Below are 23609 nucleotides of genomic sequence, written 5' to 3'. Positions count from 1 at the left end.
CTCTCGTCCGCCTGGGGGGCTCCGGCCGCAGCCGCCCCCCAGGCGGGGGAGCGGTGGTGCGTCAGGACGCCGGGACGGTGTCCTCGAAGGTCCGGCCCGCCGTGCGGTACGCGATGACCCGTTCGTTGACCTGGGCCGGGGTCAGGACCTGGTCCTGGACGTGCAGGACGTAGTCCACGGCCTGCTCGTAGGTGCGGGCGGTGGTGGTGTCGGGCTGACCGGTGAGGCTGGTGAGCCACTGGTTGAAGGCGATCAGCATTCCGCGTTCGGGCAGGTAGGCCGCGCTGTGGGTGGCGAAGAGGCGGCCGTCGACGTAGTAGCGGATGTCGGTGTCGTCGATGGTGAGGACGAGGTCGTGCCAGCCCGCGTAGCCCGCCCGGTCGGCGGTGTGGGTGTTCACCGGCGGCTGGACCCCGGTGGAGTCGTAGGTGTCCCAGGAGGTGGTGAAGAGCGTGTTTCCGGTCTCGCCCCAGCCGCCGTTGGGCAGGTACTCGAAGTCGTACTCGGCGTAGTCGTCCGCCATGGGGGCCTTGAGGTCGTTGATGGCGAAGAAGGTCTGGATGACGTGGTCGCCGTCGGGGCCCTGCACGGGCGCGTCGCTGAACTTCACCCGGGCCGCGTAGGTGCCCTTGCGGAACTTCATCGTCGTGGTGGAGATCTCCGCCTGACGGGTGGTCGCGGCGGTGCCCGTCGTCTCGGTGCGCAGCTTCAGCACCGAGGCTCCGCCGTCCGTGCCGAAGGTGACGTTCCCCGGCGCCCAGGTCGCGCCCGGGACACCCGGGCCGCCGCCCCAGCTGCGCACCATCCAGCCGTTGGCGCCGAGCTTGGGGTCGTCGTGGGCGGTGTAGACGAAGTCGTCGAAGAGGGCCCGGGTGGGCGGCGGGTCCACGACCGGGCCGCCGGGCGCGGTGCCCCAGACGAGGCCGCCCGCGAGGTGGGCGGTGACCTTGGTCCAGTCCGCGTACGAGGTGCGGTCCGGGCCGAAGGAGTGGTCGTCGCTCTGCCGCAGCTGGCTCCAGTCGGCGCGGTGGAAGCGGAGTTGCAGGTCACCACTGGTCGCGCCGGGCGCGAGGGACCCGGCGGCGGTGGTGAAGCCGATCTCCAGATAGCGGTCGGCGGTGGGCGTGCCGGGGACGAGCGTCCCGAAGGTCCCGGTGACGTTGGCGCAGCCGCGTACGGCCCAGTCGCAGGAGAAGCGGTACGCGGCGCCCGGGGCGTCGGCGCTGAAGTAGTAGCGGAGTTTCACGTCGGCGAGCCGGACCGGGGCGGAGCCGGTGTTGCGGACGGTGAGCCAGGGCGCGGTCTGACCGGCGGTGGCACCGGTGACGCCGGTGCGGTACTGCACGGTGAGCACCGGGGCGGCGGTGTCCGCGGCGGCGTTCGCGGCGGCGGGGAGGGCCGCGAGACCGAGCGCGGCGAGCCCGGTGGCGAGGATTCCTGCGGTGGCGTTGCGCAGCCGCTGGTGGGGGGTTCTTCGCATGGTGCTGTCTCTCCTGAACGGTAGTCCTGTGCGGTGAACGGTGGTACGGGAGCGAGCAGACAACCCATAGGTATAGACCTATGGGTTACGCAGAACCTACTCAACCTGTGGAGGTTTTGACAGATGATGAGATCAACTTGATTGAAATCGCTTCGGGTTGGGATGAGGGGTGGCGCTCTTCCGGGCGGTCGACCGCAGCCGGGCACCGCTTCCCGGCAGTGCGGCGGGACACGGCGACGCCGAGGCCCGGCGGGATCGCTTCCCGCCGGGCCTCGGCGTGTGCGGGGGAGCCGCTCGGGCTCGGAGGCCGGGAGTCAGGGGTGGAGCCGGGTCTGCCAGTCCCCCGGAACGCGGTCGGCAGGTCCGGGCACCGACTGGTCGGCCGGGTGGTCGCCGGGAGCCGCCAGCGCGGGCCCGGAGTCGTACAGACCGTTCGTGGCGTAGTTCCAGAACCACGCCTCGCCCGGCTCGAAGCTCTGGACGAGCGGATGTCCGGTGGACTTCCAGTGGCCGGTGGCGTGCTGCCCCGGCGACGAGTCGCAGCAGCCGATGTGGCCGCACTGGGCGCAGCGCCGCAGATGGAACCACCAGCCGCCCAGTTCGTCGCACTCGACGCAGCCGGCGCCGCTCGGCGGGACGTTCGGGTCGATTCCCTCGATCTCGGTCATGCGGGCTCCTCGGCCGTAGGGGTGTCGCTCTCGGTGTCGGGCTCCGGCGCGGCCAGCGGCAGCAGCACCTGGAAACGGGTGTCGCCCGGGACGGACTCGACCCGGAGGCTCCCGTGGTGCTTGTCGACGACGATCCGCCAGGAGATGTCGAGACCGAGACCGGTGCCCTCCCCGACCGGCTTGGTCGTGAAGAAGGGGTCGAAGACGCGGTCCCGGATCTCCTCCGGGACACCGGGGCCGGTGTCCCGGAACTCCACCAGCAGCCGGTCGCCCTCCCGGGCCGTACGGACCGTCAGGGTCCCCTCCCCCTCCCCGCCACCGCTGCCGATCGCCGCCACCGCGTTGTCGATGAGGTTCGTCCACACCTGGTTCAGCTCCGCCGGATAGGCGGGCACCTCCGGCAGGGAACGGTCGTACTCCTTGACCACGCGCACACGTGGACCGATCTTCGCGGACAGCATCAGCAGCGTGCTGTCGAGGAGTTCATGGACGTCGACCTCACGGTGCGGAGCACGGTCGAGCTGCGCGTACTGCTTCGCCGCGTCCACCAGATGGGAGATGCGGCCGGTGGAGTCGTCGATCTCGTCCATCAACAGCTCGGTCTCGACCGTGTAGTTCAGCCAGCCGACGGCCCCCGGCAGGATGTCCTCGTCGACCGTCGCCGCGACCTGCTCCAGCCACTCCGTGTCCAGCCCGGCCTGCACGAAGGTCGGCGCGATCCGCCAGCCCTCCCGGATGCCGTGCTCGTCGAGCCAGTCGGCCAGCTCGTCCTCCCGGTCGGCGGTCTCCAGCGGAGTCAGCGCCGACGCCTTGGCGACCCGCTCGGCGGTCCGCTCCTGGATCTCGATGAGCCCGGCGAGGGCCTCGCGCGAGTAGGGACCCTGGGCGATGACCGCCAGCTTGTGCCGCATCTTGCCGACCCGCTCGCGCAGGGTCGCCGTGGCGCGCACGGCCGCCGCCGCCGGATTGTTCAGCTCATGGGTGAGTCCGGCGGCCAGCGAACCGAGCGCGAGCAGGCGTTCGCGCTGGCCCACGGCCCGCTGGATGTTCTTGGAGCCGAAGAACAGCCCCTCCAGGAGGTGCGCCGCCATCGGGAACCACTCCCGCATGACGGCCGCGAACGACTCCGCGGGCAGGACGAAGAACCGCGTCGGCTCCGTCACCCGCATCGAATTGGTGTACGTCTGCGGCACCTGGTCGCCCAGATAGGCCTGCATCGCCCCCGCGTACACGCCCCGCTGCGAGGTGCGGCCGACCTCCACGTCGTCGCCGCCGACCCGCCGGGACAGCACGACGGTCCCCTCGACCATCACGTAGAAGCACGTGGCCGGATCACCTTCGGCGTACACCGGACCCGGCTCGAACCGCTCCATCCGCCCCTCCGCGCACAACCGGCCGAGCTGCTCGGGGGAGAGCTTCTCGAACAGGAACAGCGAGCCGATCTCACAGGGGTCGCAGGGCATCTCCCGGGCACTCACGACTGCTCCAGATAGCGGTGGACGAGCATCACGGCCATGGCTCCCTCTCCCACGGCCGAGGCCACCCGCTTCGCCGACTGCGAGCGCGCGTCCCCGGCCACGAACACCCCCGGAACACTGGTCTCCAGGTGGTACGGCGGCCGGTCGAGTTCCCATTCGCCCGGCGGTCGCCCGTCCGGCGTCAGGTCGGGCCCGGCCAGGATGAACCCGTGCTCGTCGCGGAGCACCGTCCCGTCGAGCCACCCGGTCAGCGGGGCGGCGCCGATGAAGACGAACATCCACTGGGCGTCGACCGTCTCGCTCCCGCCGGAGGCCGCGTCCCGCAGCGTCAGCCGCTCCAGGTGCTCCTCGCCGTGCGCCGCCTCCACGACGGTCCGGGGCCGCACGGTGATGTTCGGCGCCTCCTCGATCTGCTGGACGAGGTAGTACGACATCGACGCCGCCAGCGACTCCCCGCGCACGAGGAGCGTCACCGACTTCGCACCCCGGGCCAGGAACACCGCCGCCTGCCCGGCCGAATTCGCCCCGCCGACGACGTACACGTCCTGCCCCTCGCAGGAGGTCGCCTCGGCGAGCGAAGAGCCGTAGTACACACCCCGCCCGGTCAGGTCCTCGCAGCCCGGCGCCGCGAGCTGCCGGTACGACACCCCGGTGGCCAGGATGACGCTGTGCGCGGCGACCTCGGAACCGTCGGAGAACCGCACGATCCGCGCCGCGCCGCTCGCGTCGAGACCGTTGACCTCCCGGGCGGTGAGGATCTCCGCGCCGAAACGGTTCGCCTGACGGCGGGCGCGATCGGTCAGCTGCGCCCCCGAGACGCCGTCCGGGAAACCCAGGTAGTTCTCGATCCGGGAGCTCTGCCCGGCCTGCCCGCCGGTCGCCGACCGCTCCACCAGCACCGTACGAAGCCCCTCGGACGCCCCGTACACGGCGGCGCCGAGCCCCGCCGGGCCACCGCCGACGACGACCAGGTCGTAGAACGCGGCGGCCGGAGTCGTCGCGAGCCCCACATGGGCGGCCAGCTCCGGCGCCTCCGGCTCGATCAGGACCGCGCCGTCCGGGGCCAGCACCAGGGGCAGCCGGTGACCGTCGGCCCCGGCGGCCTCCAGGAGCCGCCGCCCCTCCGGCTCGTCGGACGCGTACCAGCGGTACGGCACCTGGTTGCGGGCCAGGAACTCCCGTACCCGCGAGGAGTGCGCCGACCAGCGGTGCCCCACCATCTTGGTGGCCGGAACCGGCCGGTAGTCGCTGGAGCGCCAGACGCTGAGCAGGCCGTCGAGGACCGGGTAGAGCTTCTCCTCCGGCGGGTCCCACGGTTTGAGCAGATAGTGGTCGAGGTCGACGACGTTGATCGCGTCGATCGCCGCGTCGGTGTCGGCGTACGCCGTCAGGAGTACCCGGCGGGCCCCCGGATAGAAACCGATCGCCTCCTCCAGGAACTCGATGCCGTTCATCCGGGGCATCCGGTAGTCGGCCAGGATCACGGCCACCAGATCGCCCCGCAGCTTCAGCTCCCGCAGCGCGTCGAGAGCGGACTCGCCGGACTCCGCGCGCACGATCCGGTAGTCGCCGCCGTAGTGACGCCGCAGGTCACGGGCGATGGAGCGGGAGACTCCCGGGTCGTCGTCCACGGTCAGGATGACGGTACGGGCTGCGTCGGTGGCCTGTGCCATGCGTGCTCCGCCCTGTGCGCTCCGGACGGCCGGCCCGGCGAGCTGCCCACCGGCTCAGCTCCATCGTAGGTTCGACGGCCCGGCCCCGCCCCGAGGACCGCGGCGCGGCCCCATGCTTTTTGCAGACTCTGCATTTTTGCGTACCATGCACACATGGCAGAGGGGGTGCCCGCTCGCGGCGGGCTCAGAGAACGCAAGAAGAAGGCGACCCGTTCCGCTCTGGTGGAAGCCGCCGTACGCCTGGCGGCCGAGCAAGGAGTCGAGAACGTCACCGTCGACGCGGTCAGCGCGGCGGCCGGGGTGTCCACACGGACCTTCTTCAACTACTTCGACTCCCGGGACGAGGTCTTCGTGATGATCGGCGCGGACTCCGGCGTCCGCGTCCGTCACGCCGTCCTCGCGGCCCCCGCCGAGCTGTCCCCCCTGGAAGCACTGCGCGAGGCCCTGGCCGCCGAACTGCAGGAGTTCGAACAGCAGCAGGAGCTGTGGCGACTGCACGCGGAGGTCCTCGGCAAGAACCCCCGACTGCTCGCCCGGACCCTCGGGGCCCACATGAGCGACGAACTCCTCCTCGCCGAGACGCTCGCCGAACGCGTCGGCGCGGGCTCACCCCTCTTCACCCAGGACCGCCCCGCCCAGGGCTCCCCGGCGGAACACGACCGCAGGCGCGCCCTGACCCTGTACCCCAGGCTCCTGGCCGCCGTCGGCGGCACCGCCGTCCGCGTCGCGGTGGAGCACTGGTCCGTACGCCAGACCGAGGCCGCCTTCGCCGACGTCTTCCGCGAGACGTTCGAACAGCTCGCCGCCGCCTTCCCCGAACCCCCGTCCGGACCGGCGGACCCCTCACCGGACGACCACGTCCGGCCCGCCCGCTGAACGGATCCCCCGGAGCCGCCCCACCCGCCCGCGCGCGGGCGGCCCTCCGACCGAACGAAACAACCGAGAAGGAAGCTGTGAACTCAACAGCGGCGCCGGTCCAGGCGTCCCCGACCTCCATGTCGGACCGGCAGATACTCCAGGCCATGTCCGGCCTGATGGCGGGCATGTTCGTGTCCATCCTGGCCGGAACCGTGGTCGCCAACGCCCTGCCCCGGATCATGGCCGACCTCGGCGCCAGCCAGTCCTCGTACACCTGGGTCGTCACCGCCGAACTGCTCGCCATGACCGCGACGGTGCCGCTGTGGGGCAAGCTGGCCGACCTCTACAACCAGAAGCTGCTCCTGCAGATCTCCCTCGGTCTGTTCGTGGTGGGCTCGCTGCTGGCGGGGTTCTCCCACGACGTCGACCTGCTGATCTTCAGCCGGGTCGTCCAGGGCATCGGCGCGGGCGGTCTGACCGCCCTCGCCCAGGTCGTGATGGCGGCGATCATCCCGCCCCGCAGGCTCGGCAAGTACGCCGGAATGTTCGGCGCCGTCTTCGCCGTCGGCACCGTCGCGGGACCGCTCATCGGCGGCGTCCTCGTCGACACCTCCTGGCTCGGCTGGCGCTGGTGCTTCTTCATCGGCGTCCCCTTCGCGCTCTTCGCCATCGCGCTGCTCCAGCGCACCCTGAAGCTGCCCGAGGTCCGCAACCGCGAGGTGAAGATCGACTACCTGGGCGCCTTCCTCCTCGTCGCCGGTGTCTGCGCGCTCCTCGTCTGGGTCACGCTGGCGGGCAACAGCTTCGACTGGGCCTCCTGGCAGACCGCGGCCCTGACCGGCGGCGGAGCGGTCCTGCTCGCCGCCGCCGTGTTCGTCGAGTCCCGGGTGTCCGAGCCGATCATCCCGCTCGGCATCTTCCGCAACCGCACGGTGACGCTCACCACCGTCGCCAGCTTCTTCGTCGGTCTCGCCATGTTCGGCGGCACCGTCTTCCTCTCCCAGTACTTCCAGATCTCGCTCGGCAAGTCCCCGACGGTCGCGGGCCTGATGAGCCTGCCCATGATCCTCGGCCTGCTGGTCTCCTCCACCGTCGCCGGACAGCTCATCAGCAGGACCGGCCGCTGGAAGGTCTACCTCGTCACCGGCGGCGTCCTGATGACCGCCGGTCTCGGTCTCCTCGCCACGATCGGCGCCGACACCCACTTCGGCCTGCTCAGCTGCTACATGGCGATCATGGGCGTCGGCGTCGGCATGTTGATGCAGAACCTGGTCCTGGCCGCGCAGAACGACGTGCCCGCCGCCGAACTCGGCGCGGCCACCTCCGTCCTCTCCTTCTTCCGCAGCCTCGGCGGCACCATCGGCACCAGCGTCCTCGGCGCGATCCTCGCCAGCCGGGTGGCCGCGGAGATGAGCGAGGGCCTCCAGGAGGCGGGCGTCCCCGCCGCCTCGGGCGCGGCCGGGCACGGTGCGATGCCGGACATGACGACCCTGCCCGCGCCGATCCGGGAGATCGTCGAGCACGCCTACGGCGTCGCCACCGGCGAACTCTTCCTCGTCGCCACCCCCTTCGCGCTCCTGGCGGTGATCGCGGTCCTGTTCGTCAAGGAGAAGCCGCTGAAGACCACCAGCGGCATGGAACGCCTCGCCGAGGAGTCCGGCGCGGCCGGGCACGCGGACCCGGCCGGGGCATCCCCGGCCACGGCCGTAACTCCGGCCGTGTCCGCCGAGAAGGGCTGAGAGCCCCGGGCGGCACTACCCGCTCACGGCCCGCGGCCTCTCCCACAGCACACGTGGGGGAGGCCGCGGTCATGTGCGCGCCACCCGGCGCGTCAGATCGCGCCGCGCGTCCGTCCCGGTTCGTCCCGGACCGCTGTCCTCTTCGGGAGAGACCGTGCGGGCGGTGACCCTCGGAGGGGTACGCGCTCGGGCGCCGGGCCCACGGCCGCGCGCCGCAGCGCGGCCGTCAGCGTGACGGGCCTGCTCGTCAGCCGAGCGGGAACGCTCGGTCCGGGCGAGGGGCCGGACCGGTCGACGCCAGTTCGAGGGCGGAGGGGTCCGAACCGTGCGGGCGGCCCGTCGGGAGCGGCACGGTGCCGACCGTGACCTCGGCGGTGAGACAGGGGCCGTGGTCCTGTTCTATGACGGCCTTCAGCACGCCGTGACGCAGCGGTGCGACGGAGATCCAGGCCGCGGTGTCCAGTTCCACCCAGCCTTCGAAGGACACGGACATGCCCGTCACCATGGTGTCCGTGGCGGGCAGGGCCACGTGGGCGGCCTGGCGCAGGGCTTCGAGGAGGAGCATTCCGGGAGCGTGGTCGACCGGGTGGTCGAACAGGACGGTGTGGTCCAGGTCGACGCGCAACTGCCAGCGGTCGGGGCGTCCGGTACCGGCGAGCACCACGTTCTCGGACCGCCAGTGCCCGACGCTGGCGGGCGGCAGGGGAGGCAGCGGCGGCAAGGCACGGCGGCGCACTTCGGCGAGGTCGTGCTCGCCGCGTAATCGGCGGTAGACGGCGGGGGAGTGGTTGGTGAACCGGGTACTGGCCCGCCCGACCCGACGTCCGTTCAGGCTGACGTCCGCGTGCATGGTCATCGAGACCAGGCAGCCCCTCCTGAGCCGGACGTCGCCGCACGTGATGTCCAGGACCACATCGGCCTGGGCCTGCGAGAGGAGCATGGCCTGCGGGTCGACCTCGAAACTGAAGTCGTCCCAGACCAGATGGCTGCCGAAGGGCACGCCGTACGCGGCATGGGACAGCAGCGGGAACGTCTGACGCACCGTCTCGACGAAGAGCAGGGAGTCGAAGCGCTGGTTGCGGGGCCGGTAGAAGGTGTGGCAGCGGGGCCACCGGGCGTGGACGGTGTGCCGGTCGCCGCCGTGCGTGGCCCAACCGGTGAGGAGCACCTCGGTGGACGCGCGCTTGTGGACGAGTTCCTGGGGAACCTTCCCGGCGACCCGCGATCTGTCGTGTCCTGAGCCTTGAACGTTGGACATGCCGGCGCTTTCCCCCTGGATCGATGGCCTGCGTAGCGGCGGTCCGGCTAACATAAAGTACGTTATCTATGTCTGTCGAGGAGTGATGCAGAGTGTCATCTGTCAAGGCGGAGCGGGCTACTCGGACGCGGCAGAAGGTCCTGCTGGCGGCGGCCGAGGTCTTCGACGAGGCCGGATACGAGCGGGCGGCGGTGACCCAGATCGTGGAGCGGGCGGGGCTCACCCTCGGCGCGCTCTACTTCCACTTCGGCTCGAAGCAGGGGCTGGCCGAAGCCCTGATGAACGCTCAGCCGACGACGATAGAGCCCCACCTCGAATCGACCGGACTCCAGCGCCTGGTGGACATCACCCTGGTGTGGGCGGACCGCATGAAGCGCGATCCGATCCTGCGCGCGGGAGTCCGGCTGGCCATAGAGCAGGGCAGCCACGGCATGAACGACGCCACCTCCTTCGAGGAGTGGCGGGTGCTCATGTGCGGCCATCTCGACGAGGCGCGATGTAACGGCGAACTCCGCGAGGGCACTTGTCCCGAACGCCTGGCCCGCTTCGTCGTCGGTGCCTGCACCGGTATGCAGGTCTACTCGAATCTCGCCACCAAGCGCGTCGACCTCACGGAACGGGTCTGCGACATGTGGGATCTGCTGTTGCCCAGCGTCGCTTCCGAGTCGGTGGTGCACGACATCCATGTCGGCCCCACGCGCATTCCCACACCGAGATCGTGACGGCGCCCGCGGCCCGGCGCATCGTCCTCACCGGGGCCACCGGGCAGATCGCCTCGCTGATGGCCCGGTACCTGGCGCCCCGTCACCGGGTCATCCTCACCAGCCGTACGGCGCGGCCCGGGGCGCGGCGCCCCGGGCTCACGCACGTCACCTGCGACTACGACGTCTACGAGAGCCTCGTCGACGCGTTCCGCGGCGCCGACGCCCTCTTCGTCGTGACCAACGACCCCACCCGCCCCGAACACGACCGGAACGTGGTGCGAGCGGCCGTCGAGGCATCGGTGGGGCACATCGTCAAACTCTCCGCGGCCGCGGTGCTCGACAGCGCGGCCCACGACCTGATCACCGAGTGGCAGCGCGGCAACGAGGAGCGCATCAGGGCGAGCGGCATCCCCTGGACCATGATCCGGCCGCGCTCCTTCATGTCCCACGCCCTGGGCTGGGCACCGGGCATCCGCAGCGGCGGCACCACCTACGCCTTACACCCCCACAGCCGCAACGCGTGCGTCGCGCCCGAGGACATCGCGGAGGTGTCCGCCCGGCTCCTGGGCGACACCGGGCACCACTTCCGGTCGTACCAGCTCACCGGCCCCCAGCCGCTCTCGGCCCACGAGCAGTCGGCAGTGCTGTCCCAAGTGCTGGGACGCCCCCTCGTCTGCCGGGAACTCACCCCCGAGGAAGCGCACGCGCGCTACGCGCGCCGGTACTCACCGGCGATGGCCGACGCCCTGATCGCGAGCGCCGGACGGCAGCTCGCCGGTGCCAAGGCCCACACCACGGACACCGTCGAGCGACTCACCGGAAGGCCCGCCACCACCTTCGCCCGGTGGGCTGCCGACCACCGGGAGCGTTTCGCGTGAGACCGCGGAGACCGGACGCCGGAGCCGTGCGCGACACCTGTCGGCGAATGGGTTCCGACCGCGTTCCCGGCGGGCCGGGGACCGGGAACCAGCGGGCTTGCGAGCCGAACTCCCCCAGGGCGACGATCTTTCGAGCGGTCGTACCCAAGGAGAACGAGGCATGATGCACATCTCGGCGAGCCCCCTGTCCGCACAGGGTCTGTTGCACGGCAAGACGGTCATGATCACCGGAGCGAGCAGCGGGATCGGGGCCGCGGCGGCGGAGCTCTTCGCGGGGGAGGGGGCCCGCGTGGTCCTGACGGCCCGCCGTGAGGACCGGCTGCTGGCAGCCGTGGCCAGGATCGAGAAGGCGGGCGGGCGGGCCGTCGCGGTGGTGGCCGACGTGACCCGCGCCGAGGACATGCGCGCCGCCGTACGGACGGCGGTCGAGACCTTCGGCGGCCTCGACGCCGCCTTCAACAACGCGGGATGGACCTCCACGGGTACGCCGATGCATCTCATGCGCGACGACGAGTACGACCGCATCATGGACGTCAACGCCCGGGGAGTATGGAACGCGATGCGGGCACAGATCGCCGTGATGCTCGAACACGGTGGTTCGATCGTGAACACGTCGAGCGTCGCCGGAGTCCGCGCGACCGGGGCCTCGTCCCCCTACATCGCGGCCAAACACGCCGTCATCGGCCTGAGCAGGGCCGCCGCCGACGAATACGTACGGCACCGCATCCGAGTCAACGCGCTCGCCGTCGGCAGTACCCGGACCGAGCTGATGGACCAGGTGCTCTCCGACACGCCCGCGCTCCTCGCCCCCTTCACCGAGCGCTCCATCCAACAGCGGCTGGCGGACCCCGTCGAGATCGCGCAGACGGCCGCGTGGCTCTGCTCGGACCGCTCGTCGTTCACCACGGGCGCCGTCATCCCGGTCGACGGAGGATGGACCGCCCGGTAACCCACCGCACCAGCGGACTTGCCCAGAACGTCTCGGGTTTCCCGCGTTCTCGTGCTCATCACCCGATGCTCACCATATGGTCGGACCGCCCGTCGAGCCGCCGCCGCGGGACCGCGCCGCCCGCGGCCGCGGGCAGTAACACCTGGGGACGGTACGTGAGGGACCTGACTGGCCTCGTCTCGACAAGCGGCAGCCGAGGTGTGGTGGGGGACCGGGGAAGACCCGGCCGGTTCGGCAGCCCCGCCCCCGGGCGCGGGGCCGGTGCGGGGCCGAAGGCGGTCGGGCTCGACGCGCGATCCGGTCCGCCCCGCCGCCAGGGGGGACCGGGTGGCGTGGCTGACGCCGGGTGCTCCCGTACCCGGCCCGGTCCGCACTCACCGCCGGGTCCGCCCGCACCGCCCGGGGCGGTAGGCCCGTCCCCGAGGAGACGCCACCCGGTCCGGCGGGACCGGCGTCGAACGCGAAGTGACCGTCCGGTGGATCGGCGCCCGCCCTCCGCCCTCACGCCAGAGTCACGGCGGCCCCATGGCGGCGCCGGGGCCCCCGCCACCTTGGAGAAGACATTCGGAGAGCGCTTGATGAAGGGCGACGGACTCTTCCCCGTGGCCCCGGCGGGATGCGGCCCGCTGCCGCCCCTCCGCCTCGCGGGCTCGGTCGGCACCGGTTCGCCGCCCCGCCCCGCGACGCACGGCAGCAGACAGCGCTCCCTGATCCGGCCCGGCTACTGAAGGAACCCGATGCGGCCCGAGCGGCCCATCCGGATCCCGTTCCCGGCGGGTCGGCCCGTGCCCTCATTGTCGTCGCGATCCCCGAGGCCCCCTCATGAAGAACAGCGAACGAGCCGCGAGCACCCGTGCGAACCTCGTCCTGGCGGCAGCACACCACTTCGACCAGCACGGCTACGACGGCACGACGCTCAACAGCGTCTGCGCGGAGGCGAACGTCACGCTCGGGGCCCTCACCTTCCACTTCCGGTGCAAGGCGATACTCGCGTCGGAAGTGGTGGACGAGGGCATGGGCGAACTGCGACGCGTCAGCACCGCCCGCTCCGACACCGCCGGGCCCCTGCCCGAACTCTCCCTCCTCGTGCTCCAGGTGGCGACGGCCCTGCGGGACAGCGCCCTCACCCGGGCCGCCGTACGCCTGGTCCAGGAGGGGCAGGTCGCCTCCGGCTGGCTCGGAGTCTTCCGCGCGGACGTCCTGAGGCTCCTCGAAAGAGCCTCCGCCACCGGTGCCCTGGCCGCCGAGGTACGCCTGACCACCGCCGTGCGCCTCATCATGTACGTGGTGGAGGGCGCCGCGACGGAGGCCCGGAGGGCCGCTGCCGAAGGGGTCTCGACGGACTCCGACTTCGCCGAGGTCTGGCGCGCCGCACTCGGCGGCCTGGCCGCGGACCCGCGCTGAGCACACGGCCGTCGCCGGACGCCCGGCCGCGGATCGGGCGGGCGTCACCCGGGCGCACGACGATCCGCCCGAAGCTGCGGCCTCCCGTGGGACCGGGCGGCCGTGCCGCGAACGACCGGGGTGCTCGTCACTCAGTCACGGAGTCCGTCGCCGTCCGGGAAGGGGCGGTCACGGAGCCGGGAGTACGCGAAGGCGGCGGACACCAGTGTGGTGTGGTGGTGCCATCCCGGGTACGACCGGCCCTCGAAGTCCTGGAGCCCGAAGTCGCCGTTCAGGGTGTCGACGACGTTCGCGGCGAGCCTCGGCTGTCGCATCAGGGGCAGCAGTTCGGGCAGCCGCCGGTCGACCATGTTCGTCAGCCACGTCCGTGTCGAGCCGCACGGCCGACGCCGGACGAGCAACCGCAGCCGGACGTGTCCCGACGAGGGGCCGGGGAGGGACACCGGGAGGGAGAGGACGTGCTGCCGGTCCTCCCCGGCGGCGGTCGGGCCCATGAGGATCTGCCGGACGGTGAGCGTCGGCCAGTTGACGGACGGGACGGCCCCGGGCAGGACACGCACGGTGTCGGGGACCTCCACCACGAAGGGCCGCTCGCTCCGCACCAACTGGGCGAGGAAGGCCTCGCGGTCCGGTAACCACGACAGTTCGGCCGTGACGGGGGCATGTGCGCCAGGATGCCACAGGGGCGCTCGCCCGAGGAGTTCCGAGGCCTGTGACCACAGGGGCCCGGAGATGTCGTCCGGTACCCGGGCCTTGGACCGCCGCGCCCTCGTCCACCCGCGCGGGATGTACAGGTTCCAGTCGACGGGCAGCGGGCCGTGCTCGCCCATGGCCAGGACGACCAGGCCGAGCTGACCGTTCGACAGCCGGCCCAGCAGGGGGTCGAACCTGCGGTGGACTCCGGCGGAATGGTCGCCGCGCTTCGGGATGAAGGCGGGGGCCAAGGTCCAGGACGTCACCGCCGCGCCGGTCCGCGCGATCCGTCGGAGCAGCGCCTGACGTGTCGCCATCCAGTCCCAGGGGCTGGCGTTCACGAACTGGTGCAGCGCCTGCGAGGCCGTCGGGGAGTCGCTGACGGATTCCGCCAGCCGCCGCGGCGACTTCTTCCCCGGTGTCCGCAGCAGTGCCTCGACGTAGAGGTGCGCCCATTTGCGCTGGTCCGCCCGGGGGAGACAGCGGAAGAGGGTGTCGGTGAAGGGTGGGAGTGGGGTGGTGTGCGGGGTTTCGGTGGGTGTGGTGGGTGTGGGGTGGTGCAGCAGTGTCATCGGGCGTTCCCTCCCATGCGATGTACCGCTGTCCCCGTGTGGTGTGCGGGTGGTTCGGCCTCCGGGGACGGGGGATTCCCCGGAGGCCCAGCAGAGCCAAGCATAAAGAGCGCTATTTATGTTCGGCTAGGAGGGGTGGGCTGCGGGGCGACTTGGCCAAGTCCGTTCGCGGGCGACCGGGTTGGGGGCATGGCGGTGGCGGTGGCGTAGGCCCCGACTTCTTTCGCGTACGGAAGGGGACCGGTCTCCCGTGAAGCCCGTGAGTGCGGCACCTTGCCCTCCCCGTGTGGCAGGGCCGGCCTCCGCAGCCTGGGGGTGGGTCGACCTCTGAGGTGGAGTACGGCGGAGGTCAGGCCGTGTTCTGCTTCCTCGCGCCGCTGCCGCAACTCGAAGGCGGAGTCGCCTCGCGTACAGTGCCGGACGGACGGAATCGCCTTGCCTGCCGCGCGGGAGGGCGGAGTTGCCCCGCTTGCGCCGCCGGGTGCGCGCCGTCTGGCGCCTTCCGGTCGGGTCGGCGGCCGAAATCGACATGCTCCGCCCCCCCCGGCGGTTCGGCGTGGACCGGCAGGGCTGGGGGTGCGCGTGGGGCCCGCGCGAGGCGGTCGCCTCCCTCGGCGCGCTCGGGGCTCTCTCCGTCCGTAGCCGCCGGTCCGAGGCTCGTGGCCCTCCGCCGCGATGGCGCACGTACGCCTCGTCGGCTGTGGTCGGCCGCTCGCGGCGCCGAGGCGGTTCGCGCTGACGAAGTTGGTCAAGTCGTGACACGCCTGTCGTCGCCCCAAGCATAAATAGCGCTCTTTATGCTTGGCTCTGCTGGGCCTCCGGGGAATCCCCCGTCCCCGGAGGCCGAACCACCCGCACACCACACGGGGACAGCGGTACATCGCATGGGAGGGAACGCCCGATGACACTGCTGCACCACCCCACACCCACCACACCCACCGAAACCCCGCACACCACCTCACTCCCACCCTTCACCGACACCCTCTTCTCCTGTCCGCCCGGGGTGGAGCGGCGCGCCGGGGCCACCCCGCGCGCCGAAGCGCCACCGCGCGCGCCGGACGGCAGGCCCTGACCGCTTCCCCGCCCCCGCGCCCCACCTCGTAGCCGACGGCCGGAGCCCCCCGCTCCCCATGGCGCTGCGGACGGGGAGCCGCCGTCCGTCCGAATGCGGGCCGGGCGCGTACACCGCCGTCCGTGGATCCCCGATCGCGGCCCGGCCGCCCGGCACGCCCCGGTTCAGCGCAGCGCACGGTCGGGACCACCGCCCGGAGCGTCCGCCCGGCGATGCCGGGCACGACCTCCCGTCCCTCCTCCGCACCGTGCGGAGGAGGGACGTCATCGCGTCCCCACCCCGGCGTGACCACTTCCTCTGCGTCACCTGCACGGCACCCCCCCCCATGAGCCGGAGACCACGTCGACCGGAGCCGTCGGCGCGTCTCCCGGCACCTGTGACCTCAACCTGCGGAAGACCGGACAGAAAGTAGACCTGCGGTGCCTTTAGATCTTGCGGACACTCCACCCCCCACCCGCCTGGCGGACCGACTGAAGGCGACAGTTCAGGATCTCGGGAACACGAGGGGGGACGAGTGTTCGGGAATCGACCTGGTGGCGCTGTCCTCCCTGGTGGCCGCGGACTCGCCACGCCTGGGCGGGACGAGCCCGGATCACGTGGAGGTCCTCGCGCAGGGTGACATCCAGCCGATCCTGGTGCACCGGGCCACCCGTCGCGTGGTCGACGGGATGCACCGGCTCCAGGCCGCCAGGCTCCAGGGCGAGGAGACGATCCCGGTCCGCTACCTGGACGGGCCGGTCAGCGAGGTGTTCCTGCACTCTGTGGCGGCCAACGTCAGCCACGGTCTGCCGCTGACGCTGGCCGACAGAAGGGCCGCGACCAGGCGCATCCTCACCTCCCACCCGGATCTGTCGGACCGGGCGATCGCCCGCATCACCCGGCTGTCCCCCAAGACGGTGGGCGCCGTCCGGCGGACTTCGACTGAGGAAGTTCCTCAGTCGAAGGTCCGGGTCGGCGAGGACGGCCGCACCCGTCCGCTCGACGCGGCGCAACGCCGTGAGGCCGCACGCGCGTTCCTCGCCGAACATCCCGGCGCCACGCTCCACGAGACCGCCGCCAGCGCGGGAGTGTCGGTCAGCACCGCGTGCGAGGTCCGGCAGCGTATGCGGCGCGACGAGGAGGAAGCGCCGCCACGACCGGCTGCCGCGCGCGAGGTCCGGAACCGCGACACGAGGGGCGGCGGCGGGAATCCGGCGGGCGACCGGTGCGCTGAGCGCGGTCGCGCGCGGCGGGCCGAGACCCTGGCGAAGGACCCGTCCCTCAGGCTCACCGAGTCGGGGCGCGCCCTGCTGCGCTGGCTGAACGAACGCGCGCCGGACCTCGAAGTGGGGCGGCAGCTGATGGCCGCGGTGCCGCCGCACTGCGCTGTCGCTGTCGCGGACCTGGCCAACTCCTACGCCCTCGAATGGCAGCGGTTCGCCACCGCTCTGGACCGGGCCGTGGGCGACGCGTCCGAGTAGGAGAGCGCACGGGAACCGCGACGCCGAAGGCGGTGACGCGACGGCTCCCGACGGACACGGGGCCGCCCGCGCGCCTGCTCGGGACTGAGGTCGCTTTCCGGTGCGGCGGCCCGCCCGCACCCTGCTCGGGTCTGGGAGCCGCCTCCCGGCGCGACGCCCCGCCCATGCCCCCGCTCGACCCCCGGAATCGCTTCCCGATTCCGCCCGATCAACGGTACGGACGGAGTTCCGAGGCCTTTTCTTGACGGCGTGGGCGGGCCCCTGAATTATGAAATGGCGCTCGGTGGTGAGCCGGACCGGATCCGGCAGAAAATCACCGAAGGGCTCTTGTTCAGGGCTCTTGCTCCGGGCGTGAGAATGCCGAACGGCAGGAGGAAATGATTTCCGATCGTCAAGAGGATGACCCGGCCGCGCCGTCGAGGCAGCCGAGCTGTTCGACCTAACGCCAGAAAGGCCTGGAGTTCAGGATGGACCAAGCGGGAGTTCGAGTGGAGAAGACCGTGGTCGGCGCCGGGACGAGCGCGGACGTGGCTGTGGTCGGAGCGGGCCCGGCCGGCCTGTACGCCGCCTACTGCGCGGGCTTCCGAGGGCTTTCCAGCGTGCTGGTCGACGCGCTGCCGGAGCCGGGCGGCCAGATCGCGGCCCTGTACCCGGAGAAGAAGATCTACGACGTCGCGGGGCACCCCGCCGTGCGGGGCCGGGAACTGGTGGACGGCCTCGTCGCCCAGGTGGCACCGTTCCAGCCCCGCTATCTGCTCGGCAGGACAGCGGTCTCCCTGACACCTGACCAGGTCAGGGGCTGGACCATCCAGTTGGAGGACGGTGCGAGGGTACGGGCGGGGGCCGTCGTGATCGCGGCGGGACTCGGCCGCTCGGTCCCCCGCACCCTGCCCTGCCTGGGGCCCTATCAGGGGCGCGGCGTGGCACATCACGTGCCACGGCTCGACGAGCACCGGGACCGCGACGTGATGATCGTGGGCGGCGGCGACAGCGCGGTCGACTGGGCCCTCGCCCTCGCGCCGATCGCCCGGTCCGTCACCGTCGTCCACCGGCGCTCGGCCTTCCGTGCCCATGAGCACGGCGTCAAGCAGATGTACGCCACCGGCGTACGGGTCCTGACCGATGCGCAGGTGACCGCCTGTCATGGTGCCGAAAGCCTCGAAGAAGTGCGCGTCCATACCGCTGCGGAGGAATTGACATTTCCCGCACAGGCCCTTGTCGCGGCCCTGGGATTCATCACCAACCTGGGCCCGATCGCCGATTGGGGACTCCGGATGGAAAATCGCCAGATCATGGTGGACACGGCGATGCGGACGAATCTTCCGGGAGTTTACGCGGTCGGCGACATCTGTTCCTACGAGGGCCGCGTTCCGCTCATCTCGGTGGGCTTCGGGGAAGCGGCGACCGCGGCCAACCACGCGGCGGTCGAACTGCGCCCCGGCTCCCGTCTCGCGCCGGAGCACTCCACCGACACGGACGGCGCACTGCTGTCATGACCATGAAAAAACTGACGATCCTTCCGACGGGCACCGAGATCCTGCTGCCCTCGGGCTCCCTCCTCACCGAAGTCGAGTACGAGACCTCCCAGCGGCTCATCCCGTTCGGATGCCGCTCGGGATCGTGCGGCGCGTGTGTCATCGAGGTGCTGGAGGGCTTCGGCAACCTCGGTGAACCCGACCACGACGAACTCGACTTCCTGGAAGACCTCGGCCGGACCGGCGGCTCCCACCGACTCGCCTGCCAGTGCCGACTACGGGGCGACGCGACCGTTCGCGTCACCGACACCCCCTGAGAACCGCTCGCACCGAACGTCCGAGCGTCCCAAAAGAAAGGTTGACCATGCCGAACCGCGTGACCAACGCCGGTTACGGGGACCGCACCCGGTTCCTCAGCTCGACCGCCTCGGCGCAGCTCCGCGCCGAGATCGACGAGCAGCTCGACCAGCAGGTCCTCGAGTGGTACGCCAACGTTCCCGAGGCCGCACACCTCGAGGGCAAGAACGTCGACTCCGAGTACTACAAGCGGAACCTGATCGAGACCGCCTGGCGCATCCGGCTGCTGCGCGTCTCCGAGGCCAAGGCGCTGGTGGAGATAGCCAAGCGCAGCCCCGAGGCCGCTCAGGTCTGGGCCAACTACGAGCAGGAGGAGATGCTCCACGACGAACTCTTCATCACCGACCTGGAGAAGGTCGGCGTCACGCGCGAGCAGTTCCTGGCCACCGAGCCCTACCTGTCCACCAAGCTGCTGACCGGCTACTTCTCCTACCTCCTGGACCACGAGGGCCCGCTCGGCGTCGTCGCGTACTCCTACCTCGTCGAGTACGTCAACGTGAAGCTGGAGCCCAGGAAGCTGGAGGCGCTGAAGGAGTCGGTCGGCGAGGGCAACATCGGCGGCCAGATCAACCACTCGCACACCGACATCAACGACGACCACCCCGGCGAGGTCTGGGCGGCCGTCCGGCACCTGCTGCGCAGCGACGAGGACATCGCCTCGTTCAAGCGGTACCTCCGCGAGCACCAGACGATCCTGGCGCAGTACTTCGAGGAGCTCTACCTGGACACCGTCGCCAAGGCCGAACAGCAGCCGGCCTGATCCCTGTTCCAGCGGGGGGGGGGGGGGGGGGGCGCCCCCCCCCCCCCCCCCCCCGCCGGTGAGGAGGCCGGATTGAGTACCGGAAATGCCAGAGGGGTGCTGCTGCTCAGCCACGTCGGGTTCTCGTTCATGGAGGACCTCGTCGGCACGGTCGCGGCACGGGGGCTGGAGTGCTACGTGCTCAGCTCGCTGCCCGAGCCGCAGCACCAGGGGTCCCGGCCGGCGGCGCTGGCCGACCTCGCCACCGACGTCCATGTGACGACCGGGCACGTCCTGACCCCGCACGACGTCGAGGAGCACCTCGACCGGCTGCGGGCCACGGGCACTGAAGTGCGGTGCTGCCTCACCGTATGGGAGGGCTACCGGCACCTGATGGCGCTGGCCAACGCCCGCCTGGGAGTGCCGGACCTGGACGAGAAGCAGGTCCTGGAACTGCGCGACAAGCTGACCCTGCGCAACCGCCTCGCCGACGCCGGCCTCAGCCGGGGCCGGGCGTCCGCGCTCACCGCCGAGACGCTCGACGAACGAAGGCGCGACGGCGGCCGCTACTTCGTGAAGCCGGTGAGCGGCATCGCCTCCTTCGGAACGTTCCCCCTCACCGCCGACACGACCTGGGCCGATCTGGAACGCATCGCCGCCGAAGCCCGGTCCGACACGGTCTACTCCAGCGTCTTCACCACCCGACCGGGCCCCGGCACGACGGACCAGGACCCGCTGTCCGACCCGGCCACGATCCCCGACCCGGCCACGGTCCCGGAGACGTACACGGATCAAGTCGTCACCCCCGGGGTGGAGTTCCTCGTCGAGGACTACGTACAGGGGCGCGAGTTCAGCTTCGAGGTGGTCGTCGTCGACGGCGAGCCGCACGTGGTGGCCGTGCACGAGAAGTGCGAGGTGACCGAGACGGCGGACACCGTCCTCGAAGACGCCTGCGTCAGCCCGCCCACGAGCCTGTCGCGGGACGAGACCGCCGCCGGGATGCGCTGGGTGCGGGACGTGCTGGACGTCCTCGACCTCGCATGGGGCTGCTTCCACGTCGAGGCACGGCACTCCCCGTCCGGCTGGGACCTGATCGAGGTCAACCCACGGGTCGGCGGCAGTCTGATCTCGCCCAGCGTGGCGGCACTGACCGGCGGCCCCGGTCTGCTCGACCTCTGGCTGGACTCCCTGCTCACCGCCCGTCGGCCGGCCGGATTCCGTACGGAACTGAAGCGACTGTCGTACACGGCGGACGGCGCCCCGCAGGGACGGCACGCGACCTTCTTCCGTGTCTTCTTCGCCGACCCCGGCACCATCCGCGAGGTGGGCCTGAACGACGACCTCCCCCTCCCACCGGTCCTCTCGCACATCCTGCTCGAGCCCGGCGACGTCGTGCCGCGGTCCGCGCGCGAGGTGTTCCTCGGCCAGGTGCTCTGGAGCATGGAACGAGCCGACCGCGAGGAGATCCTCCCCGGACTCGTGCCCGCCTCCGAGCGCGCCATCGAGATCGTGTACGAGAAGGAGCACGGATGACCAGGCCGATCCTCCTCATCGTCGACTACAACCTGAGCCGGATCGACGAGGTCCGCCATCTGCGGGACCACGCGCGCGACCACCACGGCGCCACGGTGGTCCTCATCCGCGCCGACCCCACCGAGGCGGACCGCTCCATCGTCGACGAGGTGCTCGACCTCGATCCGCTGCGCGACGACTTCGCCGAGATGGGCGAGAAGCTGCTCGGCGACCGGCGCGAACGGATCAGGGCGGGCATCGTCTTCTCCGACAACGCCGTGCACAGCGGCGCCGAACTGCTGGAACGACTGGGAGTCCCGGTCGACTCGCCACGACTGGCCGACGGGGCGTTCTCCAAGTACCGCTACCGGCTCACCGAGGCACGCGTCGCCGACCTCCTCGAAACCCAGCGGATCATGGTGCCCGCGTTCGCCGAGATCGCCTCCCTCGACCAGCTGCGGGCCTTCGCCCGCGAACACCCCGGCGGCTTCGTCGTCAAGCCCGCGGCGGAGGGCAACAACCGGGGCGTCGTCGTGGTCCGCGCGGGCGACGACCTGACGGCGGTGTTCGCCGAGGTCCTGCCCTATCTGGAGGGCGGGGTGATCTGCGAGGAACTCATCCCGTACCGGCGCGAGTACTCCTTCGACGGCCTCGGCTCCCTGGAGTTCCTCACCGAGAAGATCAGCGCGACCGGCCGCTACCCGGTCGAGGTCGCCCAGGTCCTGCCCGCCCGCCTCGACGAGCACGAGCGGGCGACGCTGGAACGGACGGGACGGCAGGCCAACGTCCTGGTCGGCCAGTGCGACGGACCGTTCCACAACGAGATCAAGCTGAGCGACGACGGGTTGCGCGCCGCCGTGGTGGAGCCCAACCGCAGGCCGGGCGGCATGAAGATCTGGTCGCTCGCCCGCTGGGTCTACGGGATCGACCTGCACCACCGCTGGATCGACACGGCCTTCGGCACGGCCGCCGGAGTGGAGCGGCTCGTCCCGGGCTGCTCGGCGGCGACGGTGCTCCTCGGCGTCGGCACCGACCGCGCGTTCTCCCCGGCCGACGTCCTGCCCGACGCGGCCCCCTTCCCGGACGCCGTCCGGGCCACCGCCGAACGCTTCGGCCTGGCCGACGGCGAACTGACCGTCACGGAGTTCTCCTGGCTGTCGGACGAGCGCCGCGATCTGCACGCCGTCGCCCGCGACAACGCGGACTTCGCCGCGCAGGGCTGCGTCGTCCTGCGCGGCGACCGCACCGACATCCGCACCGTCGTGCACGCGCTGCGCGAGGCCTGGCTGGACGCCCTGGACCGGGCCCTCGCCGTCCCCACTCCCGTCAGGAAGGCCCGATGAAGATCCTCATCCTGCACCGCGTGCCCTACTTCAAGATCGAATACCACCGGGGGATCTCCCACGACCGGCACGAGGTCACCTACTTCGGCACCGACCAGGCACTGGACACCCTGCCCCCCGACCTGCGCTGCGAACGGGTGAGCAGGCCGGGCGACCGACCGGCCTTCGAGGAGGCCAGGGACTGGCTGTCCCACCGGCCCCGCGACTTCGACCGGGTCATCTCGGTGTCGGAGTACGAACTCCTCGACGCCGCCCTGCTCCGCGAGCACCTCGGCGTCCCCGGCGCACCCGCCGACCAGGTGGCGCTCGCCCGGGACAAGGTCCTGATGAAGCAGGCGGTCGAGGAGGCCGGGCTGCGGGTGCCGCGCTTCCTCGCACTGCCGGAGTTCCTCGCGCTGGACGGCAAGGCCCCCTGGCACGGCAGGACCGTCCTCAAACCGCATCGCGGCGCGTCCAGCGAGGACGTGCTCGTCTTCGACACCCCGGGCCGGGCCGCCGAGGCGATCGGCCGGGGCCGCACCGGCATCACCCGGCTCGACGCGGGCCGCGACCTGGCGGACTTCGAGGTCGAGGAGTTCGTCTCCGGGCCGATCAGGCACTTCGACGGCCTGGTGCAGGGCGGCCAGGTCCTGCTCCTCAGCGCGAGCGAGTACGTCGGCACCTGCCTGGAGTACGCCGAGGGACGGCCGCTCGGATCGTTCCAGACCGGGTTCTCCGAGGAGACGCGCACCTGGGTGTCGCACGCCCTGGCCGCGGTGCGGATCGAGGACGGCAGCTTCCACCTGGAGGCGATCGTCCAGGACGGAGAGCTGGTCTTCCTGGAGGTCGGCAACCGGGTGGGCGGCGCCGACGTGGTGGCGACCGTCGAGCTGGCCACCGGCGTCCACCTGCCCTCGTACGAGCTGCGCGCCCTGCTCGGCGAGCCCGTGGCCGGGACGCTCCCCGAGCCGCCCGCCCAGCCGCGCCGCTACGGCTGGTTCGTCTGCCCCGGCCACCACCTGGCCGGACGGGAGTTCCGGGGCCTCGACGGGGTGGCCGGCTTCCGGGACACCCCGTCGGTGGTCGCCTGGAACGAGCTCCCGCCCGGCGCCCCGCTGCCCGACCACATCACCTACCAGGCGGGAGAGACCGTCCTCGCGGGCATCGTCGCGGCCGACACCCCCGAGGACAGCCGGGACTGGATCGTCGGCCTGTTCGACTCCCTCTCGGTCCACACCCGCCCGGCCGCCCCGACGACATCGGAACAGGTCCTGGTATGAAGAACCGTCCCCTCCCTTCCACGGCGGCCCCGTCCGCG

21 protein-coding genes are annotated in these 23609 nt (G+C 71.5%); 15 read left to right on the top strand and 6 right to left on the bottom strand.

Going from position 1 to position 23609, the window contains the following annotated elements; translation table 11 throughout:
* Positions 1–61: 61 nt before the first annotated feature.
* The 4 genes from ACIO92_RS33110 to ACIO92_RS33095 form a co-directional block, all read right to left on the bottom strand.
* The gene (locus ACIO92_RS33110) at positions 62–1480 is read right to left on the bottom strand and encodes a cellulose binding domain-containing protein (protein ID WP_366443739.1); all 1419 of its coding nucleotides are present in this window, start codon (positions 1478–1480) and stop codon (positions 62–64) included.
* A 314-nt stretch (positions 1481–1794) separates the two neighbouring features.
* Positions 1795–2148, bottom strand: coding sequence for a UBP-type zinc finger domain-containing protein (locus ACIO92_RS33105; protein ID WP_366443740.1), 354 nt, complete (start codon positions 2146–2148; stop codon positions 1795–1797).
* A complete protein-coding gene (locus ACIO92_RS33100; RefSeq protein ID WP_366443761.1) occupies positions 2145–3611 on the bottom strand; it encodes an ATP-binding protein in 1467 nt (488 codons plus the stop codon). The genes ACIO92_RS33105 and ACIO92_RS33100 overlap by 4 nt, the downstream gene beginning before the upstream one ends.
* Before the next feature lie 11 nt (positions 3612–3622).
* Positions 3623–5299 (bottom strand): FAD-dependent oxidoreductase, encoded by a 1677-nt coding sequence (locus tag ACIO92_RS33095; protein ID WP_402284053.1) that lies wholly within the window; start codon positions 5297–5299, stop codon positions 3623–3625.
* Positions 5300–5452: 153 nt separating this feature from the next.
* Here ACIO92_RS33095 and ACIO92_RS33090 point away from each other — a divergent pair, with 153 nt between their 5' ends.
* Complete coding sequence (locus ACIO92_RS33090; RefSeq protein WP_401240607.1) at positions 5453–6175, top strand: TetR family transcriptional regulator; 723 nt, start codon at positions 5453–5455, stop codon at positions 6173–6175.
* A 119-nt stretch (positions 6176–6294) separates the two neighbouring features.
* Positions 6295–7896, top strand: a complete 1602-nt coding sequence (locus ACIO92_RS33085) for an MDR family MFS transporter (RefSeq protein WP_401240645.1) — start codon at positions 6295–6297, stop codon at positions 7894–7896.
* Between the two features lie 247 nt (positions 7897–8143).
* Here ACIO92_RS33085 and ACIO92_RS33080 read toward each other — a convergent pair whose 3' ends face one another.
* The gene (locus ACIO92_RS33080) at positions 8144–9154 is read right to left on the bottom strand and encodes a ScbA/BarX family gamma-butyrolactone biosynthesis protein (RefSeq protein WP_366443744.1); all 1011 of its coding nucleotides are present in this window, start codon (positions 9152–9154) and stop codon (positions 8144–8146) included.
* Between the two features lie 92 nt (positions 9155–9246).
* On the opposite strand from ACIO92_RS33080, the gene ACIO92_RS33075 reads away from it, so the two are divergent.
* From ACIO92_RS33075 to ACIO92_RS33055, 5 genes are all read left to right on the top strand, one after another.
* The gene (locus tag ACIO92_RS33075; protein WP_401240614.1) at positions 9247–9876 is read left to right on the top strand and encodes a ScbR family autoregulator-binding transcription factor; all 630 of its coding nucleotides are present in this window, start codon (positions 9247–9249) and stop codon (positions 9874–9876) included.
* The gene (locus tag ACIO92_RS33070; protein ID WP_401240617.1) at positions 9873–10736 is read left to right on the top strand and encodes an NAD(P)H-binding protein; all 864 of its coding nucleotides are present in this window, start codon (positions 9873–9875) and stop codon (positions 10734–10736) included. Before ACIO92_RS33075 ends, ACIO92_RS33070 begins: the two co-directional genes overlap by 4 nt.
* Positions 10737–10896: 160 nt before the next feature.
* Positions 10897–11685: an SDR family oxidoreductase gene (locus ACIO92_RS33065; protein ID WP_366443747.1), complete on the top strand. Its 789-nt coding sequence runs from the start codon at positions 10897–10899 to the stop codon at positions 11683–11685.
* 578 nt (positions 11686–12263) lie between these two features.
* Entirely contained in the window at positions 12264–12413 is a 150-nt protein-coding gene (locus ACIO92_RS33060) for a hypothetical protein (RefSeq protein ID WP_366443748.1), read from the top strand.
* Between the two features lie 94 nt (positions 12414–12507).
* On the top strand, positions 12508–13089 hold the full coding sequence (locus tag ACIO92_RS33055) for a TetR/AcrR family transcriptional regulator (protein WP_366443749.1): 582 nt from the start codon (positions 12508–12510) through the stop codon (positions 13087–13089).
* A gap of 131 nt (positions 13090–13220) precedes the next feature.
* Here the strand turns inward: ACIO92_RS33055 and ACIO92_RS33050 are convergent, their stop codons facing one another.
* On the bottom strand, positions 13221–14354 hold the full coding sequence (locus ACIO92_RS33050) for a transposase (RefSeq protein ID WP_402284057.1): 1134 nt from the start codon (positions 14352–14354) through the stop codon (positions 13221–13223).
* Positions 14355–15255: 901 nt separating this feature from the next.
* Here ACIO92_RS33050 and ACIO92_RS33045 point away from each other — a divergent pair.
* The 8 genes from ACIO92_RS33045 (at position 15256) to ACIO92_RS33010 (ending at position 23571) form a co-directional block, all read left to right on the top strand.
* A complete protein-coding gene (locus ACIO92_RS33045; protein WP_402284059.1) occupies positions 15256–15426 on the top strand; it encodes a hypothetical protein in 171 nt (56 codons plus the stop codon).
* 533 nt (positions 15427–15959) lie between these two features.
* Positions 15960–16886: a ParB/RepB/Spo0J family partition protein gene (locus ACIO92_RS33040; RefSeq protein ID WP_402284061.1), complete on the top strand. Its 927-nt coding sequence runs from the start codon at positions 15960–15962 to the stop codon at positions 16884–16886.
* Positions 16887–17374: 488 nt separating this feature from the next.
* Positions 17375–18382 (top strand): NAD(P)/FAD-dependent oxidoreductase, encoded by a 1008-nt coding sequence (locus tag ACIO92_RS33035; protein ID WP_366443753.1) that lies wholly within the window; start codon positions 17375–17377, stop codon positions 18380–18382.
* The gene (locus ACIO92_RS33030; protein ID WP_366443754.1) at positions 18379–18678 is read left to right on the top strand and encodes a 2Fe-2S iron-sulfur cluster-binding protein; all 300 of its coding nucleotides are present in this window, start codon (positions 18379–18381) and stop codon (positions 18676–18678) included. The genes ACIO92_RS33035 and ACIO92_RS33030 overlap by 4 nt, the downstream gene beginning before the upstream one ends.
* Before the next feature lie 47 nt (positions 18679–18725).
* Positions 18726–19478, top strand: coding sequence for a hypothetical protein (locus ACIO92_RS33025; protein WP_366443755.1), 753 nt, complete (start codon positions 18726–18728; stop codon positions 19476–19478).
* A gap of 72 nt (positions 19479–19550) precedes the next feature.
* Entirely contained in the window at positions 19551–20990 is a 1440-nt protein-coding gene (locus ACIO92_RS33020) for an acetyl-CoA carboxylase biotin carboxylase subunit family protein (RefSeq protein ID WP_401243227.1), read from the top strand.
* Positions 20987–22312, top strand: coding sequence for a biotin carboxylase (locus ACIO92_RS33015; RefSeq protein ID WP_366446276.1), 1326 nt, complete (start codon positions 20987–20989; stop codon positions 22310–22312). The genes ACIO92_RS33020 and ACIO92_RS33015 overlap by 4 nt, the downstream gene beginning before the upstream one ends.
* A complete protein-coding gene (locus ACIO92_RS33010) occupies positions 22309–23571 on the top strand; it encodes an acetyl-CoA carboxylase biotin carboxylase subunit family protein (protein ID WP_402284065.1) in 1263 nt (420 codons plus the stop codon). The genes ACIO92_RS33015 and ACIO92_RS33010 overlap by 4 nt, the downstream gene beginning before the upstream one ends.
* The last annotated feature ends 38 nt before the right edge of the window (positions 23572–23609 follow it).

Origin of the sequence: Streptomyces sp. NPDC087215, assembly GCF_044744885.1 — a bacterium.
GTDB lineage: Bacteria > Actinomycetota > Actinomycetes > Streptomycetales > Streptomycetaceae > Streptomyces.
This window is presented reverse-complemented; position numbering and strand designations above follow the sequence as displayed.

Excerpts from the sequence above, each read along its gene's own strand:
- ACIO92_RS33110 (WP_366443739.1), bottom strand. The coding sequence starts at position 1,480 with ATGCGAAGAACCCCCCACCAGCGGCTGCGCAACGCCACCGCAGGAATC.
- ACIO92_RS33105 (WP_366443740.1), bottom strand. The coding sequence starts at position 2,148 with ATGACCGAGATCGAGGGAATCGACCCGAACGTCCCGCCGAGCGGCGCC.
- ACIO92_RS33100 (WP_366443761.1), bottom strand. The coding sequence starts at position 3,611 with ATGCCCTGCGACCCCTGTGAGATCGGCTCGCTGTTCCTGTTCGAGAAG.
- ACIO92_RS33095 (WP_402284053.1), bottom strand. The coding sequence starts at position 5,299 with ATGGCACAGGCCACCGACGCAGCCCGTACCGTCATCCTGACCGTGGAC.
- ACIO92_RS33090 (WP_401240607.1), top strand. The coding sequence starts at position 5,453 with ATGGCAGAGGGGGTGCCCGCTCGCGGCGGGCTCAGAGAACGCAAGAAG.
- ACIO92_RS33085 (WP_401240645.1), top strand. The coding sequence starts at position 6,295 with ATGTCGGACCGGCAGATACTCCAGGCCATGTCCGGCCTGATGGCGGGC.
- ACIO92_RS33080 (WP_366443744.1), bottom strand. The coding sequence starts at position 9,154 with ATGTCCAACGTTCAAGGCTCAGGACACGACAGATCGCGGGTCGCCGGG.
- ACIO92_RS33065 (WP_366443747.1), top strand. The coding sequence starts at position 10,897 with ATGATGCACATCTCGGCGAGCCCCCTGTCCGCACAGGGTCTGTTGCAC.
- ACIO92_RS33060 (WP_366443748.1), top strand. The coding sequence starts at position 12,264 with ATGAAGGGCGACGGACTCTTCCCCGTGGCCCCGGCGGGATGCGGCCCG.
- ACIO92_RS33055 (WP_366443749.1), top strand. The coding sequence starts at position 12,508 with ATGAAGAACAGCGAACGAGCCGCGAGCACCCGTGCGAACCTCGTCCTG.
- ACIO92_RS33050 (WP_402284057.1), bottom strand. The coding sequence starts at position 14,354 with ATGACACTGCTGCACCACCCCACACCCACCACACCCACCGAAACCCCG.
- ACIO92_RS33045 (WP_402284059.1), top strand. The coding sequence starts at position 15,256 with ATGACACTGCTGCACCACCCCACACCCACCACACCCACCGAAACCCCG.
- ACIO92_RS33030 (WP_366443754.1), top strand. The coding sequence starts at position 18,379 with ATGACCATGAAAAAACTGACGATCCTTCCGACGGGCACCGAGATCCTG.
- ACIO92_RS33025 (WP_366443755.1), top strand. The coding sequence starts at position 18,726 with ATGCCGAACCGCGTGACCAACGCCGGTTACGGGGACCGCACCCGGTTC.
- ACIO92_RS33015 (WP_366446276.1), top strand. The coding sequence starts at position 20,987 with ATGACCAGGCCGATCCTCCTCATCGTCGACTACAACCTGAGCCGGATC.
- ACIO92_RS33010 (WP_402284065.1), top strand. The coding sequence starts at position 22,309 with ATGAAGATCCTCATCCTGCACCGCGTGCCCTACTTCAAGATCGAATAC.